Genomic DNA, 15,020 nt, shown 5'->3' on the forward strand with positions numbered 1-15,020 from the left:
CTACAGCTCACAGGTTGTATTGTTTGCGTTTGCGATACAGCGTCGACGCATCAATGCCAAGGGTTCGGGCCGCCTGGTCCAGGGTGTCGCTGGTGGCCAGCACGGCGCCGATATGCGCCTTTTCCAGTTCATCCAGGCTCAACGCCGCACCGATACGCGGGGCATTGTTAGTCGGCTGCTCGGCCATGCCGAGGTGGCTGATCTCAACTTTTTCCTGCGGGCAAATGATGCTGGCCCGCTCAACCACGTTGCGCAGCTCACGGATGTTCCCCGGCCAGCGGTAGTTGAGCAGTGCCTCACGGGCTTCATCGCTGAAGCCGCGCGCCGGCCGCGCATATTCCTTCACGAAGCGCGCCAGGAAGCGGTCGGCCAGGGTCAGGATGTCTTCGCTGCGTTCGCGCAGGGGCGGCAGGTGCAAGGTGATGACATTCAGGCGATACAGCAGGTCTTCGCGGAAACGGCCGTCGCGAACCATGTCTTCCAGGTTCAGGTTGGTAGCGGCGAGAATTCGCACATCGGCACGGCGCGTCACCGGGTCGCCGACGCGCTCGTATTCCTTGTCCTGGATAAAGCGCAGCAACTTGGGTTGTAAAGTAAGCGGAAAGTCGCCGATCTCGTCGAGAAACAAGGTGCCGCCATCGGCCTGGTTGACGCGGCCGAGGGTGCTTTCGCTGGCGCCGGTAAACGCACCACGGCTATGACCGAACAACTCGCTTTCCATCAGTTCCGCCGTCAGGGACGGGCAGTTGATGGTGACACAGGATTTTTTCGCGCGTTTGCTCCAACCGTGGATCGCCCGGGCCAGTTCACCTTTACCGGTGCCGGATTCGCCGAGAATCAGGATGTTGGCATCAGTGCCCGCCACCTGGCGTGCGGTTTCCAGCACCACCATCATCGCCGGGCTATGGGAGTCGAGGCCGTCCTTGGGCTGGCGCACTGCGCCTTCCAGGGCTTCCAGGCGTGCCGACAGCTGGCGCACTTCCAGCTGCTTGGCCGTGGCCAGGCGCAATTGGTCGGGGCTGCAAGGCTTTACCAGGTAGTCGGCCGCGCCGGCCTGGATCGCATCCACGGCGGTGTCGACGGCCGAGTGGGCCGTGACGATCACCACGCGCATCCACGGCGCCTGGATACGCATTTGCGCCAGTACGTCCAGACCGTTGTCTTCGCCCAGGCGCAGGTCCAGGAAGCACAGGTCAAACACCTGGCGTTGCAACAAGGCATCGGCCTGGGCGGCGCTGTTGGCGGTGGCTACGGTGTAGCCTTCATCTTCCAGGCAGTAACGGAAGGTGCGAAGGATCGCGGATTCGTCATCCACTAAAAGAATGCGGCCTTGAAGTTCCTTGGCTGATTCCATCTGTCCCGCGCTCCCTTAAGAATGAATGATGTTGTTTAGTCCCGGAATAATCGGGCAAGTTGCATGGTTTATTCTGATTGATTAAAGCCGTCACCGCGCAGCTATCTGCGCTTCTTCTTACAAAGACGCCCACAAGAGGCGTTTTTGTCTCCCTCTTGCCACTTCGGCAGTCGAACGTTGCCTTCCTATCCCTTGATCCGACCAGTGACCATCGTGCATTTCGCACGGCAAGGATAGGGGCATCGTGCAGGATGCTCGTGGTGTCAAAGCGCTTTTGTTTTTAACTGGTTGATTTTATTGGTTTTTATTTTGTTAAAAAACTGGCACGCAGGCTGCAATACAGCTCATACGAGTTTCATCTACGAATAATCAGAATGCGGGAGAGATACAGCATGACTCGCCAAAGCCTGACCCAACTGCGTGTATCGCCACTGCGCCTGCAACAGGGGCTGTTTGCCAGCCTGGCCCTGATGGTGACCTTGATTGGCGGTCAGCAATTGGCGCATTGGCAGCAGAGTCAGCAGCAAGTCGTGCAGTTTGAACGTCCGATGATGACCCAGACCCATTTCCGCTCCGTCGGCAGCACTGCCGCCGATGTGACAACCCCGCAATTGGCGGCGGTTGAACAGGACTCCACCCTCGGCGACCTGCCATCGCAGGAACGCTGGGTGTTCTAGGCAATACACGGTCCTCGAATCGAGCGACCGCAGGCACTACCGCTGTTACCCCTAAAAGAAGCGTAAGGAGAATCACCATGTTGAGTTGGGCAATCACATTTCTGATCATCGCCATTGTGGCTGCAGTCCTGGGCTTCGGTGGTATCGCGGGCACCGCCACGGGTATCGCCAAGATTCTGTTTGTGGTCTTCCTGGTGATGTTCATCGCTTCCTTCTTCTTTGGCCGTCGTGGTCGAGGCTAAGCATGTTCAACTCGTCCCTTAAAGCCCTGGCTGCCGCCCTGTTGTTGGGCGGCAGCGGCTTGGTGCTGGCTGCCAATGATGGCCAGTCCCGAGCCAACGAACTGCTGAGTGCGGACCCGCAGTACCGCGAGACTTGGCAGAGCGTGGTCAAGAAGGAAGAGCGTCTGCCTGAATGGGTGTTGAACCTGTCGGGCAGTGCTGAACAAATGAATGCCGTTGAGGAGGATGGCGACAAGTACTTGGTCGGGCCGCTCTGTGAAACCGCAGACACATGCCTGAACAAGCGCCTGATCGTCGCTTTCAGCTTCGACAAGGAAGATGCTTACGCGATGTTGGTAGAAGTCCCGGCGGGCTTGCCCGCGGACAAATCGCCAACGCGGCACGCCGACTACCGTTTTCTTGGCAAGCCGGACGAAGGCATGCAAAAGCTGCTGATGGAACAGCTCAAGAAAGATCCGAATTGGTACTAGGTTCGGTCTGACGACGCTGTCGTCTACCGGCTTAACGTCCATAGAAAGAAGCGCCGTGCTTCTTTCTGTTTGCATCGCCCGACAAGGGTGGTGCATGACCAAGGGGCCGGGTTGCTCTGATCGTTTGGATCGGCGTGACCTACGGGGACAGGGAGTGCCTGCGCAAGGGCCGGGTCAGGTGAAAAGCTGCGACGCAAGTTCCCAAGCCGATGGTTTGTGGAACTTGCGACGGGCTTGCGGCTCCTATGCCCGCTTCTGTCATGCCGCCCATAGCGGCAATTCTCCTTTTTGCGTCCGCCCAACCATTTCTTGGTGTTTCCGCGTGACCATCTATCGAGAAAGTTTGTCTTCTGCCAGACGAGTTTTTCGATGGTATGCGTAGGAATTTTCAGGGGTTTTCAACCGCGACCGTAGATTTTCAAAAAACCCTGCGCGAGCCTGAAATGGCCGGTTCGCGGCATTTATGCCTGCCGAAATGTCGTATTCGAACTGACCGTTCAGACAGAAAAACTCAAAAAAACTCATGCCGATTCGGCATAGGGTAGGCGTTTACGGCATTAGACGTCGCCTCCTTGCATCGGAATAGTTGCGCCTTTTTTCGCCTGCCAGTGAGCCATATCGGCCAACTGCGGTGACCTTCTACGGGGGCAGATGCACACACTTTTTCGCTCTCGAGCGTTCCAGCTGCTGGCGCATCTGCCTGAGTCCACTTGAAGTAAGGGTAATGACATGAAGAAGGCAAAGCTAAGCCTCGCCTGGCAGATCCTCATCGGTCTGGTGCTGGGGATTGCAATCGGTGCGGTGCTTAACCATTTCAGTGCTGAAAAGGCCTGGTGGATCAGCAACGTGTTGCAGCCCGCTGGCGATATCTTTATCCGCCTGATCAAGATGATCGTTATCCCGATCGTGATTTCGTCGCTGATTGTCGGAATCGCCGGTGTTGGCGATGCGAAAAAGCTCGGCCGGATCGGCGTTAAAACCATCCTTTACTTCGAAGTGGTCACCACCATTGCCATTGTGGTCGGCCTGTTGCTGGCCAACCTGTTCCATCCGGGTACCGGCATCGACATGAGTACCCTGGGTACCGTCGACATTTCCAAATACACGGCCACCGCCGCCGAGGTCCAGCACGAGCACGCGTTCATCGAGACGATCCTCAACCTGATCCCGTCGAACATCTTCGCCGCCGTGGCCCGTGGCGACATGCTGCCGATCATCTTCTTCTCGGTGTTGTTCGGCCTCGGCTTGTCGAGCCTCAAGCCTGAATTGCGCGAGCCCCTGGTGACCATGTTCCAGGGCGTGTCCGAGAGCATGTTCAAAGTCACCCACATGATCATGAAATACGCCCCGATCGGTGTATTTGCCCTGATCGCGGTGACCGTCGCCAACTTCGGCTTCGCCTCGCTGCTGCCGCTGGCCAAGCTGGTGATCCTGGTTTACGTCGCCATCCTGTTCTTTGCTTTTGTGGTGCTGGGCCTGATCGCCCGCCTGTTCGGCTTCTCGGTGATCAAGCTGATGCGCATCTTCAAGGATGAGCTGGTGCTGGCCTACTCCACTGCCAGCTCTGAAACCGTGCTGCCGCGTGTGATCGAGAAGATGGAAGCCTACGGCGCGCCAAAGGCGATCTGCAGCTTCGTGGTACCGACCGGCTACTCGTTCAATCTCGACGGTTCGACCCTGTACCAGAGCATCGCGGCGATCTTTATCGCCCAGCTGTATGGCATCGACCTGTCGATTGGCCAGCAACTGATGCTGGTGCTGACCCTGATGGTCACCTCCAAAGGCATCGCCGGCGTACCGGGTGTGTCGTTCGTGGTGCTGCTGGCGACCCTGGGCAGCGTGGGCATTCCGCTGGAAGGCCTGGCGTTCATCGCCGGTGTCGACCGCATCATGGACATGGCCCGTACCGCACTGAACGTGATCGGTAACGCCCTGGCCGTACTGGTCATCTCCCGTTGGGAAGGCATGTACGACGATGCCAAGGGCGAGCGCTACTGGAACTCCCTGCCGCACTGGCGCACCAAGCAAGCACTGCCGGCCGGCGAGACCACTCGCGGCTGACCGCCAGGACTGGCTTCTACACAAACCCCGGAAAATCCGGGGTTTGTCGTTTCTGCCAGCCCCGCTATCATTCGCCCCATCTTTCGGGGGATTCAACTGATGCTCAATGGCCTGTGGCTTGGCTTCTTTATCGTGGCGATGGTGTCTGCGCTGGCGCAATGGCTGATCGGCGGGAATGCCGGGATCTTTGCGGCCATGGTGGAAAGCATTTTCGCCATGGCCAAGCTGTCGGTCGAGGTGATGGTGTTGCTGTTCGGCACCCTGACCTTGTGGCTGGGCTTCCTGCGTATCGCCGAGAAAGCCGGGATCGTCGACTGGCTGGCCAAGGCCCTGGGGCCGCTGTTCCGGCGCCTGATGCCGGAAGTGCCTGCCGGTCATCCGGCCATCGGCTTGATCACGCTCAACTTCGCCGCCAACGGCCTGGGCCTCGATAACGCCGCTACGCCCATCGGCCTCAAGGCCATGAAGGCGCTGCAAGAGCTCAACCCTATCCCCAATACCGCCAGCAACGCGCAGATCCTGTTCCTGGTACTCAACGCGTCTTCCCTGACCCTGCTGCCGGTCACCATCTTCATGTACCGCGCCCAGCAAGGTGCGGCGGACCCGACGCTGGTGTTCCTGCCGATCCTGCTGTCCACCAGCGCCTCGACCCTGGTGGGCCTGTTGTCGGTGGCGGTGATGCAACGCCTGCGGCTGTGGGACCCGGTGGTGCTGGCGTATCTGATTCCGGGTGCGCTGGTACTGGGTGGCTTCATGGCCTTGCTGGCGACGCTCTCAGCCACGGCGCTGGCGGGCCTGTCGTCGATCCTCGGCAACCTCACGCTGTTCGGGCTGATCATGTTGTTCCTGGTGATCGGCGCGCTGCGCAAGGTGAAGGTCTACGAGGCGTTTGTCGAAGGTGCCAAAGAGGGCTTCGACGTTGCCAAGAACCTGCTGCCGTACCTGGTGGCGATGCTCTGTGCAGTGGGCGTGTTGCGGGCGTCCGGCGCGCTGGATTTCGGCCTGGAAGGCATTCGCCACGTAGTGGCCTGGACCGGCATGGACACGCGCTTTGTCGATGCGCTGCCGACCGCGATGGTCAAGCCGTTCTCCGGCAGTGCGGCGCGGGCGATGTTGATTGAGACCATGCAGACCCAGGGCGTGGACAGCTTCCCGGCGCTGGTGGCGGCGACGATTCAGGGCAGCACCGAGACCACGTTCTATGTGTTGGCGGTGTACTTTGGCTCGGTGGGAATCCAGCGGGCACGGCATGCGGTGGGGTGTGCGTTGTTGGCGGAGTTTGCTGGTGTGGTGGCGGCGATTGCGGTGTGCTACTGGTTCTTCGGCTAAGACCTGAATCCCTGTGGCGAGGGAGCTTGCTCCCGTTGGGCCGCGAAGCGGCCCCAGTCAGTTATCGCAGGTGTGTCAGTCAAAGCTCATTGACTGGTTTTGGGGCTGCTGCGCAGCCCAACGGGAGCAAGCTCCCTGGCCACAAAAGCGCGGCTTCCCAGGCCGACGGCCCAATCCACCAGCTGCCTGTTCAGCACATCCCCAGCCTGACCAAACCCGGCCACCACCGCCGGCACCTTGGTATCCCCCACCGGCTGCCTCACCTCGAACCGCTTGCTGGCAATAATCCGTTGATCACTGCCGCGCACCAACCGTGCGTCCAGCCGTATCACCACTTCAACTGCGCTGCCGCGATACTCACTCTGAAACGCCTGCAGCTGCCCGCCCAACTCAAAGTCCGCCTGCAGATTGGTCTCATCGGTACTGAGCAACGTCACCCGCCCATCCCGCTGGAACCCGTCCAGCAACCGGTTACGCAACAGCACCGGTGCCGGATCGCTCCAGCGGGAATTCGCATAGCTGCTGATCAGGTCGCCATTAGGCACCACGGCAATCCGCGGGCTATCGAGGAATTCGCTGGTCTGCGGCTTCGCCACCCGCAGCGACCAGGCCACCGGGCTGGCCTGCGTGGCGGCCTGCGCCGATGGCAACCGGTACACGTCCGAGGGATCCGCCTTCGGCAGGATGGAACACGCACTGACCAATACCAGCGCAACGGGGGCGATCATTTGGTACGCACGCTTCATGGCGTGAACTCCTTGTTCTTGTCGCTGCCCAGCAGGTAACCGCTGGGGTTGGCTTCCAGGCGGCGGGAAATGGCGCGCAACGAACCCAGGGTTTCCCGCAGCTCGCGCACTGCTGGCGCCAGTTCGTTGAGACCCTGCATGCCGCTGTTCAGGGAATCCTTGTTGTTGGTCAGCAAGGTGTCGATCGTGGCCGTGCTCTGTTGAAGGGACTGCATGGCCTTTTCAGCACTGCCGAAAACCTGCTTGCCCTGGTCGTTGAGCAAACCGTTGGCGTTGCGCATCAACGCGGTGGTTTGCTCCAGGGTGGCGCTGGCCTGTTTGCTCACCTGCATCAATTGCTGCATCACCACCTTGATGTCGCCGCGCTGATCGGCAATCGCGCCGGTGGTCTGTTGCAGGTTGTCCAGGGTATTGCTGAGGCGGTCGACGTTCTCCCGGGAGAACATGTGATTGGCGTTGTGCAGCAGCAAGTTGATGCTGGTCATCAGGTCGTTGCTGTTGTTCAGCAGTCGCGCGATCGGCGATGGCGATGCGATGATTTCCGGCAGGTTGCCGTCCTTGCCCTTGAGCTCAGGGCTTTGGGGCGTACCGCCGCTGAGCTGGATGATCGAGGTGCCGGTGATGCCGGTCAGGGCCAGCTTGGCCTGGGTGTCTTCCTTGATCGGCGTCTGCCCGGCCAGGCGGATGCGCGCCAGCACCCGGCGCGGGTCTTTCGGGTCGAGGCGCAGGCTGGTGACGTCGCCCACCTTGATCCCGCTGTACTGCACGGCACTGCCTTGGGACAGCCCACTGACCGCCTCGTTGAACACCACTTCGTAATCCTGGAATGCGCTGTCGACGCTGGACTTGGCCAGCCACAGGCCAAACAGCATGGCGCCGACCACGACGATCACGCTGAACAGACCGATCATCACATGATGGGCTCGGGTTTCCATGTCATACCTCGTTGAGCAGTTGAGCGGCATCCAATGCCGCGCGGCCCCGTGGGCCATGGAAGTATTCGTGAATCCAGGCGTCATCGGTTTCCGAGACGACATCGATGGCATCCGCCACCAGTACCTTTTTCTGCGCCAGCACCGCTACGCGGTCGGTGATGGTGTACAGCGTGTCGAGGTCGTGGGTGACCAGGAACACGCTCAGGCCCAGCGCATCGCGCAGGGTCAGGATCAGTTGATCGAAGGCGGCGGCGCCGATCGGGTCGAGGCCGGCGGTGGGTTCGTCGAGAAACAGGATGTCCGGGTCCAGCGCCAGGGCACGGGCCAGGGCCGCGCGCTTGATCATGCCGCCGGAGAGTGACGAGGGGTATTTGTCGGCGGCCGACAGCGGCAGCCCGGCCAACGCCAGCTTTACTGCCGCCAGGTGTTCGGCATCGGGACGGCTGAGGCCGGCATGCTCTATCAGTGGCAACGCAACGTTCTCGGTGACCGTCAGCGAGGAAAACAGCGCGCCCTTCTGGAACAGCACGCCGAAGCGCCGCTCCACCAGTGACCGCTCGTGTTCCGACAGGCTCGGCAAGTTCTGCCCGAACACCCGCACCTGGCCTTCGCTGGGCTGGCGCAAACCGATGATGCTGCGCAGCAGCACCGACTTGCCGCTGCCGGAGCCACCGACGACGGCGAGGATTTCACCCTTGTACAAGTCCAGGTCGAGGTTCTCGTGCACGCTTTGCGAACCAAAGCGGTTGCACAGCCCGCGGACTTCGATCACCGCCTCAGTGGGCGCACGGCGTAAACGACTCACCAGCCCATCTCCATGAAGAACAGTGCGGCGACCGCATCCAGCACGATCACCACGAAAATCGATTGCACCACACTGGAGGTGGTGTGGGCGCCGACGGACTCGGCGCTGCCGCTGACCTTGAAACCTTCGAGGCAGCCGATGGCCGCGATCAGGAACGCGAAGATCGGTGCCTTGACCATGCCGACGAGGAAGTGCTGCACGCCAATGTCCGATTGCAGCAGCGACAGGAACATTGCCGGCGAAATATCCAGGGCCACGGCACACACCACACCGCCGCCGATAATGCCCGAGAGCATTGCCAGGAACGTCAGCATCGGCAGCGCCACCAGCAATGCCAGTACGCGGGGCAGCACCAGCAACTCCATCGGGTCGAGGCCCAGGGTGCGGATCGCATCGATCTCTTCGTTGGCCTTCATCGAGCCGATCTGTGCGGTGAAGGCACTGGCGGTGCGGCCCGCCATCAGGATCGCGGTGAGCAACACGCCGAACTCCCGCAGGAAGGAGAACGCCACCAGGTCCACGGTGAAGATGCTCGCGCCAAAACTGGCCAGCACCGTGGCACCGAGAAACGCCACCACTGCGCCCACCAGGAAGGTCAGCAAGGCCACGATGGGGGCCGCATCGAGGCCGGTTTGTTCGATATGCGCAACCATGGGCGTCACGCGCCAGCGCTTGGGCCGGAAAACGCCACGGGCGAAGGTCTCGAGGATCAGGCCGATGAAGCCCAGGAGTTTCATGCCGTCTTGCCAGACGGTGTAGACCGCGCCGCCGATGCGTGCCAGCAACATGATGCCGGCGGCTTCTTCGGGTTCCTTGACCGGCACACAGAAGTCGTTCAGAGAGCGGTAGACGGTTTTCAGTAACGCGCGGTCGGCGGTCGAGAGGCTGCAGTCGGTCTGTTCGGCGGACTGTTCGATGCGCTCGGGGCCGAGCAATTCCACCAGCAGCGAGGCGCCGGCCGTGTCCAGGGCGCCGAGGCCGTTAAGGTCGATACGTGCGCCAGCGTCGTACTGGCCGTCGAGCTTTTCCGACAGCTTCTTCAGGTTGGCATAGTGGGCAAGCGTCCAATCCCCTGTAATCCTCAGCAATGGAGGCTGGGTGGACGTGTCCAGATGGGCTGCACCGGCCGTTGTGCTACTGGTCATAAGCTCCGAGCTTGTTTGGCTATTCCAGAATTCCTACGTAATAGCACGATCCTGCCTACTTTGGCGCGTCTGGCGTTGTAGCGCCCTGACCGGGGTCAGTCACCTTGAAGCGCAACACGCCGATCACTTGGCCATCTTCGGTCAGCACCCGTACCTGCCAGCGTCCTACCGAGTCGGGGGGGAAGTTCTGCTTGTGGGTCCAGGCCCGATAGCCTTCCTTGCGCCCACCATGGATGTCCAGGGCGATGCGGTCGACTTCCTTGCCGTTGAATTTCCACACATGGTAGATCCGCTCATCCAGGCCGCGCGGCGCGTTGATCGCGGTGTAGGCATACAGCCCGCTGCTGCGCAGTTGGGCGGCGCTGACTTCTTTCAGGTCATCGCCGGGCGTGCGGTCCTGCAATTGGGTGCTGATGGCCACTTCGGTCATCCACAGCGTAGCGGGCGGCACCCAAGTGCGCAGGAACCAGCCGGCGCAACCAATCGCTGCGGTAACCCCCAACAGCATCGCCCAGCCCTTGATGCTACGCAGCGGCAGGCTCACGGCCAGGCTCGGGATAGAGAGCGCCATCGCCACGCCGAGGGCCAGTTTGTAACTCTCGGCGGTGGTCAGGTGCAGGATGATCGGCAGCGCGGTCAGCAGGGCCGCAAACAGGGTCAGGGTGTGCAGTGCGAGAAACAGCGAGCGCTTGGGCGCCAGCCACTTGTAGTACAGCGGGTCGGTGATGGAGACCAACGCCGCCGCGCCCAGCAGGCCGGTAAAGATCGACTGGCCGCTGTTCCAGGTGGTGGTGACAAAAAAGAACGGCAGCACAAAAAACAGGCTTTCCTGATGGATCATCTGGGTGGCGTAGCGTAGCAGCGGTTCGGGGATTTCCCGTTTGAAGACTTTGCTGAACAGCTGGGTGAGGCTGTTTTCGAGCATCAGCCATAACCAGCTCACCAGCATGATGATCGCGATCCAGCTGGCCATGCCTTGCTGGCGATCCACCAGGATGAAGCTGCCCACACCCGAGATGAAACCGCCGAGTGCAATCACCCCTGGGTAGCGCTTCATCAGCTCGAGGATGCGCTGGATGGTGTGGGTCAGGATAGGCATTCGGCAGTTCACAGTCTTTGTAGGAAAAATCCCAGACAGAATAACGTTTTAGCCGTTTTCTCGGGGCCCGATTACGCAATCCCTTTGCGATAACGCCACACGCCTAGTAACACAATCGCAATCAGCCCCAGTGCGCCTGCGGCGATCCAGTTGAGGCTATCGTAGCTGAACAACGGTTTCTCGATGCGCCAGTAGCCGTTCTGCTTGAACAACTCGCGCATGGCCTGGTTGGCTTGCTCCAGGCTGACGGCCTTGATGCGCTTGGCCGGGTCGCTGAAATGCCCTTTGGCGTAGTCGCCCGAGGCACTCCAGTAATAGTCGGCCAACGCGCTGTTGCCTTGAACGGCCCACGCCTGGCGGGCAATGGCGGCTTGTTGCAGGCGGGCGAAGGTGGCCGGGTTGAGGCCGTCCTTGAGCAGTTGGGCCCTGAGGGTTTCCAGCACGTGCTCGGCTTCGGGCAGGTTGTCGCGTTCAAGGTCGGCGTTGAGGCTCATGAAGCCGACGCCGCCCAGCACTTCGCGCTCGCTCCATGGGCCATAGGACAAGCCGTGCTGCAAGCGCAATTGACGATACAGCGCCCAATCCAGGTAGTCCTTGAGCAGGTCGAAGGTTTCATCGTACTGGTCGTCCAGCACCGGCTCGGGGAATAACCAGTGCAGCTTGGCGTTGTCACCGACCCAGCCGTGGATCAGGTCGCGGCGGACGGCGGCGGCGTGTTGAATCTCCGGCAACGGGCGATGTTCGCTGGGGTCAACCGGATCCAGTGCGCCGTAAGTGCGTTCGAGATAGGCCGGCAGCAGCTTGTCGAGGTCGCCGACGATGATCAGGGTCATGTTGTTGGGGGCGTACCAGGCCTTGCGCAGCTTTTCCAACTGGTCGTGGGTCAGGTGCTCGACTTCGGCCCGCTCGGCGCATTTGAGCCCCAGTTCGACGGCAAGCTGACTGCTGGCCTTGTGGCCAAGGTCCTGGCGGTCCAGCAGCCGTTGCAGGTGTGAGTAATGGCCGCCGTCTTCGCGCTCCACCACCTGTTTGGCGGCATTGATGTTGGCGTCGGTCAGTTGGGTGCGGGTGATGATGGCCAGCAGCAGGTCGAGCACCTTGCGCTGGTTCTGCGCCGGAGCCTCGATGACGAAAGTGGTGTCGGCATTGCTGGTGTAGGCGTTCCAGTCGCCGCCGAGGGCTTGCATGCGTTCTTCCAGCTCACCTTCGCCGCCACCGTCGATCCCGCTGAACAGCAAATGCTCCAGCAGGTGCGGCAGTTCCTTGTCTTCACAACTGAAGTCATCCAGGCCCACACCCACCACCAGGCGAATTGCCACGTGGCCGCGTTCGGTGCCCGGCTTGAGCAGCAATTGCAGGCCGTTGGGCAGGGTGTAGCCCTCGACTTGCAGGCGGTCAAAGGCAAAGGTGTGTGCCGAACCCATGAGCAGGCAGGCGAATAGCAGGCGACGCATAACAGGCTTCCTGGCGAGTGAGGTCCATTGTTAACTGACTTCACTCGCCGTCGTACGTTCAGGGCGAATGGGTGATGTCGGCAATATCGTCCGCCGAGAGGGCGCCGGTGTCGGTGGTTTCCAGCACCACATAAGCGCTGCTGCAGAACAGCGAGTTGAGACGCTTCATGTCGGCAATCAGCTCCAGGTGCAAGGAACTGGTCTCCAGGCTCTGTACGATTTTACGTTGCAAGCGGCTGACGTGGGCGTGGGCCAGGCGACGCTCCTGGGCGCGGAAGCGGCGCTTTTCCCGCAGCAGTTGCCGGGCGCTTTCCGGGTCGCCACTGAGGAACACCGAGAGCCCCAGGCGCAGGTTGGCGATCAGTTGGGTTTGCAGGCCCGCGAGTTCCTCCAGGCCGACTTCGGAGAATGAGCGGCGCTGGGAGGTCTTTTGCTGCTGGACCTTGCGCAGCATGCGTTCGATCAGGTCGCCGGCCAGTTTCAGGTTGATCGACAGTTCGATGATCTCGGCCCAGCGTCGGCTGTCCTGTTCGCTGAGGTCTTCCCGGGGCATTTGCGCGAGGTAGAGCTTGATCGCGCTGTAGAGCGCCTCGACATCGTCGCTCAGGCTGCGCATTTCCTGGGTGATGGCGGTTTGCTTGCCGCGCAGCACCTCCAGCATCGAGGTCAGCATGTTGTCGATCAGGTCGCCCAGACGCAGGGTTTCGCGGGCGGCGTTGGCCAGTGCCAGGCTTGGGGTGGCGAGTGCTGCCAGGTCCAGGTGGCGCGGCTTGGCCAGGCCGTTGACCTCTTCGCGTTCCGGGAGCAACCAGGCGCACAAGCGGGACATCGGGCCGATGGTGGGCAGCAGGATCAGGCAGCGAATAACGTTATAGAGCAGGTGGAAGGTGATCACCATGCCTTGGGCGCTGTAGTCCAGGTTATCCATCCAGCCGACCAGCGGGTCGAGTACCGGGATGATCAGCAGCAAGCCGATCAGCTTGTACAGCAGGCTGCCCAGGGCCACCTGGCGCCCGGCGGCGTTCTGCATGCTGGTGCTGAGGAAGGCCAGCACGCCGCTGCCGATGTTGGCGCCGATCACCAGGCCGATGGCCACGTGCAGGCCGATCACGCCGGCACCGGCGAGGGTCGCGGTCAGCAGGACGGCGGCCAGGCTGGAGTAGGAAATCATCGCGAACAGTGCGCCGACCAGGGCATCGAGCAAGATGTCGCCGGTCAGCGAGGCGAACAGGACCTTGACGCCCTGCGCGTGGGTGATCGGGCCCGCGGCTTCGACGATCAGTTGCAGCGCAAGGATGATCAGCCCGAGGCCGATCCCGACACGGCCCATCTGCCCGGCGCGTGTCTGTTTGCGCGACAGGAAGAAAATCACCCCGAGGAAAATCAACAGCGGCGACAGCCACGACAGGTCAAAGGTCAGCACCCGGGCCATCAGCGCGGTACCGACATCGGCACCGAGCATGGTCGCCAGGGCGGGCATCAGGCCCATCAGGCCCTGGCCGACAAACGAAGTCACCAGCATCGCCGTGGCGTTGCTGCTTTGCACCATGGCCGTCACCAGGATGCCGGCGATAAACGCCAGCCAGCGCTTGGACATGTTCTGCCCGATGACCTGGCGCAAGTTGGAGCCGTAGACCCGCAGGATGCCGGTACGGACGATGTGCGTGCCCCAGATCAGCAGGGTTACCGCGGAAAGCAGATTGAGCAGGGTCAGCATGCTGGGCCCCCTGTGTTGAGTCGTGCTCCAATCGGAGCAAGTGAATAGTGCCGCGTGCCGTTCTACGTCTTGTACTTAAGCTGTAGTTGGCGAATGGGCTCGGCGCCAGCATCGCATAGCTAAAGTCGGGATTGAAACAAAACTGTCATGAAATCAGCTTTTTGCAGATGAAAAAAAGGGGCTCTAAAGCCCCTTTTTCAGCAGCGGGTCCAGGTTATTGACCCGGAATGTCCTTGCGCAGTTTCACAGGGTCCTGCTGTTTCTTCTTTTTCGCGATGGCGGTACGCATCTTGATGTTCACCGCTTCAACCGCCAGGGAGAACGCCATGGCGAAGTAAACGTAGCCTTTTGGCACGTGAACGTCGAAGGCTTCGGCGATCAGCACGGTACCTACCACCAGCAGGAACGACAGCGCCAGCATCTTCAGCGACGGGTGTTTGTCGATGAAATCGCTGATGGTGCCGGCGGCCAGCATCATCACCAGTACGGCGACGATGATCGCGGCCACCATCACCGGTACGTGGGAAACCATACCAACGGCGGTAATCACCGAGTCGAGGGAGAACACGATGTCGATGATCGCGATCTGGATGATGGTGTAGATGAACTTGCCACCGGCGCCCTTCGGCTCGTCGTGGGTTTCGTCTTCACCTTCCAGGGCGTGGTACATCTCCTGGGAGCTTTTCCACAGCAGGAACAGGCCACCGAAGAACAGGATCAGGTCGCGGCCGGAAATGCCTTGGCCGAACACCACGAACAGATCGTCGGTGAGGCGCATGACCCAAGTGATCGACAGCAGCAACAGGATCCGCGTGACCATCGCCAGCGCCAGGCCGAAGATCCGGGTACGCGCCTGCATGTGCTTGGGCATGCGGCTGACCAGGATCGAAATCATGATGATGTTATCGATGCCCAGGACGATCTCGAGGGCCGTCAGGGTGAAGAAGGCAATCCAGATTTCCGGATTGGTCAGCCATTCCATGTGT

General features: G+C 61.0%; 14 protein-coding genes. 5 read left to right on the forward strand and 9 right to left on the reverse strand.

Translation table 11 applies throughout. From position 1 onward, the window contains the following. Positions 1 to 7: 7 nt before the first annotated feature. Positions 8 to 1,354 carry a sigma-54-dependent response regulator transcription factor AlgB gene (gene algB, locus C0058_RS00455; RefSeq protein WP_003214793.1) on the reverse strand — a complete coding sequence of 449 codons (1,347 nt, stop codon included), beginning with the start codon at positions 1,352 to 1,354 and terminating at the stop codon, positions 8 to 10. Positions 1,355 to 1,746: 392 nt separating this feature from the next. On the opposite strand from algB, the gene C0058_RS00460 reads away from it, so the two are divergent. The 5 genes from C0058_RS00460 to C0058_RS00480 all read left to right on the forward strand — a co-directional run bounded on the left by C0058_RS00460 (position 1,747) and on the right by C0058_RS00480 (position 6,133). Beyond that, positions 1,747 to 2,031 carry a hypothetical protein gene (locus C0058_RS00460; protein WP_087694545.1) on the forward strand — a complete coding sequence of 95 codons (285 nt, stop codon included), beginning with the start codon at positions 1,747 to 1,749 and terminating at the stop codon, positions 2,029 to 2,031. A gap of 77 nt (positions 2,032 to 2,108) precedes the next feature. Beyond that, complete coding sequence (locus C0058_RS00465) at positions 2,109 to 2,273, forward strand: DUF1328 domain-containing protein (protein ID WP_003170804.1); 165 nt, start codon at positions 2,109 to 2,111, stop codon at positions 2,271 to 2,273. Between the two features lie 2 nt (positions 2,274 to 2,275). Further along, a complete protein-coding gene (locus C0058_RS00470; RefSeq protein WP_003214789.1) occupies positions 2,276 to 2,743 on the forward strand; it encodes an inhibitor of vertebrate lysozyme family protein in 468 nt (155 codons plus the stop codon). A gap of 729 nt (positions 2,744 to 3,472) precedes the next feature. Then, positions 3,473 to 4,804: a glutamate/aspartate:proton symporter GltP gene (gltP, locus tag C0058_RS00475; RefSeq protein WP_003214787.1), complete on the forward strand. Its 1,332-nt coding sequence runs from the start codon at positions 3,473 to 3,475 to the stop codon at positions 4,802 to 4,804. Between the two features lie 99 nt (positions 4,805 to 4,903). After that, positions 4,904 to 6,133 (forward strand): nucleoside recognition domain-containing protein, encoded by a 1,230-nt coding sequence (locus C0058_RS00480; RefSeq protein ID WP_102367838.1) that lies wholly within the window; start codon positions 4,904 to 4,906, stop codon positions 6,131 to 6,133. 86 nt (positions 6,134 to 6,219) lie between these two features. On the opposite strand, the gene C0058_RS00485 is transcribed toward C0058_RS00480, so the two are convergent. From C0058_RS00485 to C0058_RS00520, 8 genes are all read right to left on the reverse strand, one after another. Continuing rightward, a complete protein-coding gene (locus tag C0058_RS00485) occupies positions 6,220 to 6,879 on the reverse strand; it encodes an ABC-type transport auxiliary lipoprotein family protein (RefSeq protein ID WP_008439645.1) in 660 nt (219 codons plus the stop codon). Beyond that, positions 6,876 to 7,814 carry an MlaD family protein gene (locus C0058_RS00490; RefSeq protein WP_008439646.1) on the reverse strand — a complete coding sequence of 313 codons (939 nt, stop codon included), beginning with the start codon at positions 7,812 to 7,814 and terminating at the stop codon, positions 6,876 to 6,878. Before C0058_RS00490 ends, C0058_RS00485 begins: the two co-directional genes overlap by 4 nt. 1 nt (position 7,815) lies before the next feature. Continuing rightward, positions 7,816 to 8,619, reverse strand: a complete 804-nt coding sequence (locus C0058_RS00495) for an ABC transporter ATP-binding protein (protein ID WP_003214778.1) — start codon at positions 8,617 to 8,619, stop codon at positions 7,816 to 7,818. After that, complete coding sequence (locus C0058_RS00500; protein ID WP_032899919.1) at positions 8,616 to 9,764, reverse strand: ABC transporter permease; 1,149 nt, start codon at positions 9,762 to 9,764, stop codon at positions 8,616 to 8,618. The genes C0058_RS00495 and C0058_RS00500 overlap by 4 nt, the downstream gene beginning before the upstream one ends. A 55-nt stretch (positions 9,765 to 9,819) precedes the next feature. Then, positions 9,820 to 10,863 carry a DUF5924 family protein gene (locus C0058_RS00505; protein WP_003214774.1) on the reverse strand — a complete coding sequence of 348 codons (1,044 nt, stop codon included), beginning with the start codon at positions 10,861 to 10,863 and terminating at the stop codon, positions 9,820 to 9,822. A 71-nt stretch (positions 10,864 to 10,934) separates the two neighbouring features. Then, positions 10,935 to 12,317 carry a pitrilysin family protein gene (locus C0058_RS00510; protein ID WP_102367839.1) on the reverse strand — a complete coding sequence of 461 codons (1,383 nt, stop codon included), beginning with the start codon at positions 12,315 to 12,317 and terminating at the stop codon, positions 10,935 to 10,937. 58 nt (positions 12,318 to 12,375) lie between these two features. Further along, complete coding sequence (locus C0058_RS00515; RefSeq protein WP_102367840.1) at positions 12,376 to 14,034, reverse strand: Na/Pi cotransporter family protein; 1,659 nt, start codon at positions 14,032 to 14,034, stop codon at positions 12,376 to 12,378. Positions 14,035 to 14,248: 214 nt separating this feature from the next. Continuing rightward, complete coding sequence (locus tag C0058_RS00520) at positions 14,249 to 15,016, reverse strand: TerC family protein (protein ID WP_003214768.1); 768 nt, start codon at positions 15,014 to 15,016, stop codon at positions 14,249 to 14,251. Between the last annotated feature and the right edge of the window lie 4 nt (positions 15,017 to 15,020).

It is taken from the genome of Pseudomonas sp. NC02, assembly GCF_002874965.1.
Taxonomy (GTDB): domain Bacteria; phylum Pseudomonadota; class Gammaproteobacteria; order Pseudomonadales; family Pseudomonadaceae; genus Aquipseudomonas.

Excerpts from the sequence above, each read along its gene's own strand:
- algB (WP_003214793.1), bottom strand. The coding sequence starts at position 1,354 with ATGGAATCAGCCAAGGAACTTCAAGGCCGCATTCTTTTAGTGGATGAC.
- C0058_RS00460 (WP_087694545.1), top strand. The coding sequence starts at position 1,747 with ATGACTCGCCAAAGCCTGACCCAACTGCGTGTATCGCCACTGCGCCTG.
- C0058_RS00480 (WP_102367838.1), top strand. The coding sequence starts at position 4,904 with ATGCTCAATGGCCTGTGGCTTGGCTTCTTTATCGTGGCGATGGTGTCT.
- C0058_RS00465 (WP_003170804.1), top strand. The coding sequence starts at position 2,109 with ATGTTGAGTTGGGCAATCACATTTCTGATCATCGCCATTGTGGCTGCA.
- C0058_RS00490 (WP_008439646.1), bottom strand. The coding sequence starts at position 7,814 with ATGGAAACCCGAGCCCATCATGTGATGATCGGTCTGTTCAGCGTGATC.
- C0058_RS00505 (WP_003214774.1), bottom strand. The coding sequence starts at position 10,863 with ATGCCTATCCTGACCCACACCATCCAGCGCATCCTCGAGCTGATGAAG.
- C0058_RS00470 (WP_003214789.1), top strand. The coding sequence starts at position 2,276 with ATGTTCAACTCGTCCCTTAAAGCCCTGGCTGCCGCCCTGTTGTTGGGC.
- C0058_RS00520 (WP_003214768.1), bottom strand. The coding sequence starts at position 15,016 with ATGGAATGGCTGACCAATCCGGAAATCTGGATTGCCTTCTTCACCCTG.
- C0058_RS00515 (WP_102367840.1), bottom strand. The coding sequence starts at position 14,034 with ATGCTGACCCTGCTCAATCTGCTTTCCGCGGTAACCCTGCTGATCTGG.
- C0058_RS00500 (WP_032899919.1), bottom strand. The coding sequence starts at position 9,764 with ATGACCAGTAGCACAACGGCCGGTGCAGCCCATCTGGACACGTCCACC.
- gltP (WP_003214787.1), top strand. The coding sequence starts at position 3,473 with ATGAAGAAGGCAAAGCTAAGCCTCGCCTGGCAGATCCTCATCGGTCTG.
- C0058_RS00510 (WP_102367839.1), bottom strand. The coding sequence starts at position 12,317 with ATGCGTCGCCTGCTATTCGCCTGCCTGCTCATGGGTTCGGCACACACC.
- C0058_RS00485 (WP_008439645.1), bottom strand. The coding sequence starts at position 6,879 with ATGAAGCGTGCGTACCAAATGATCGCCCCCGTTGCGCTGGTATTGGTC.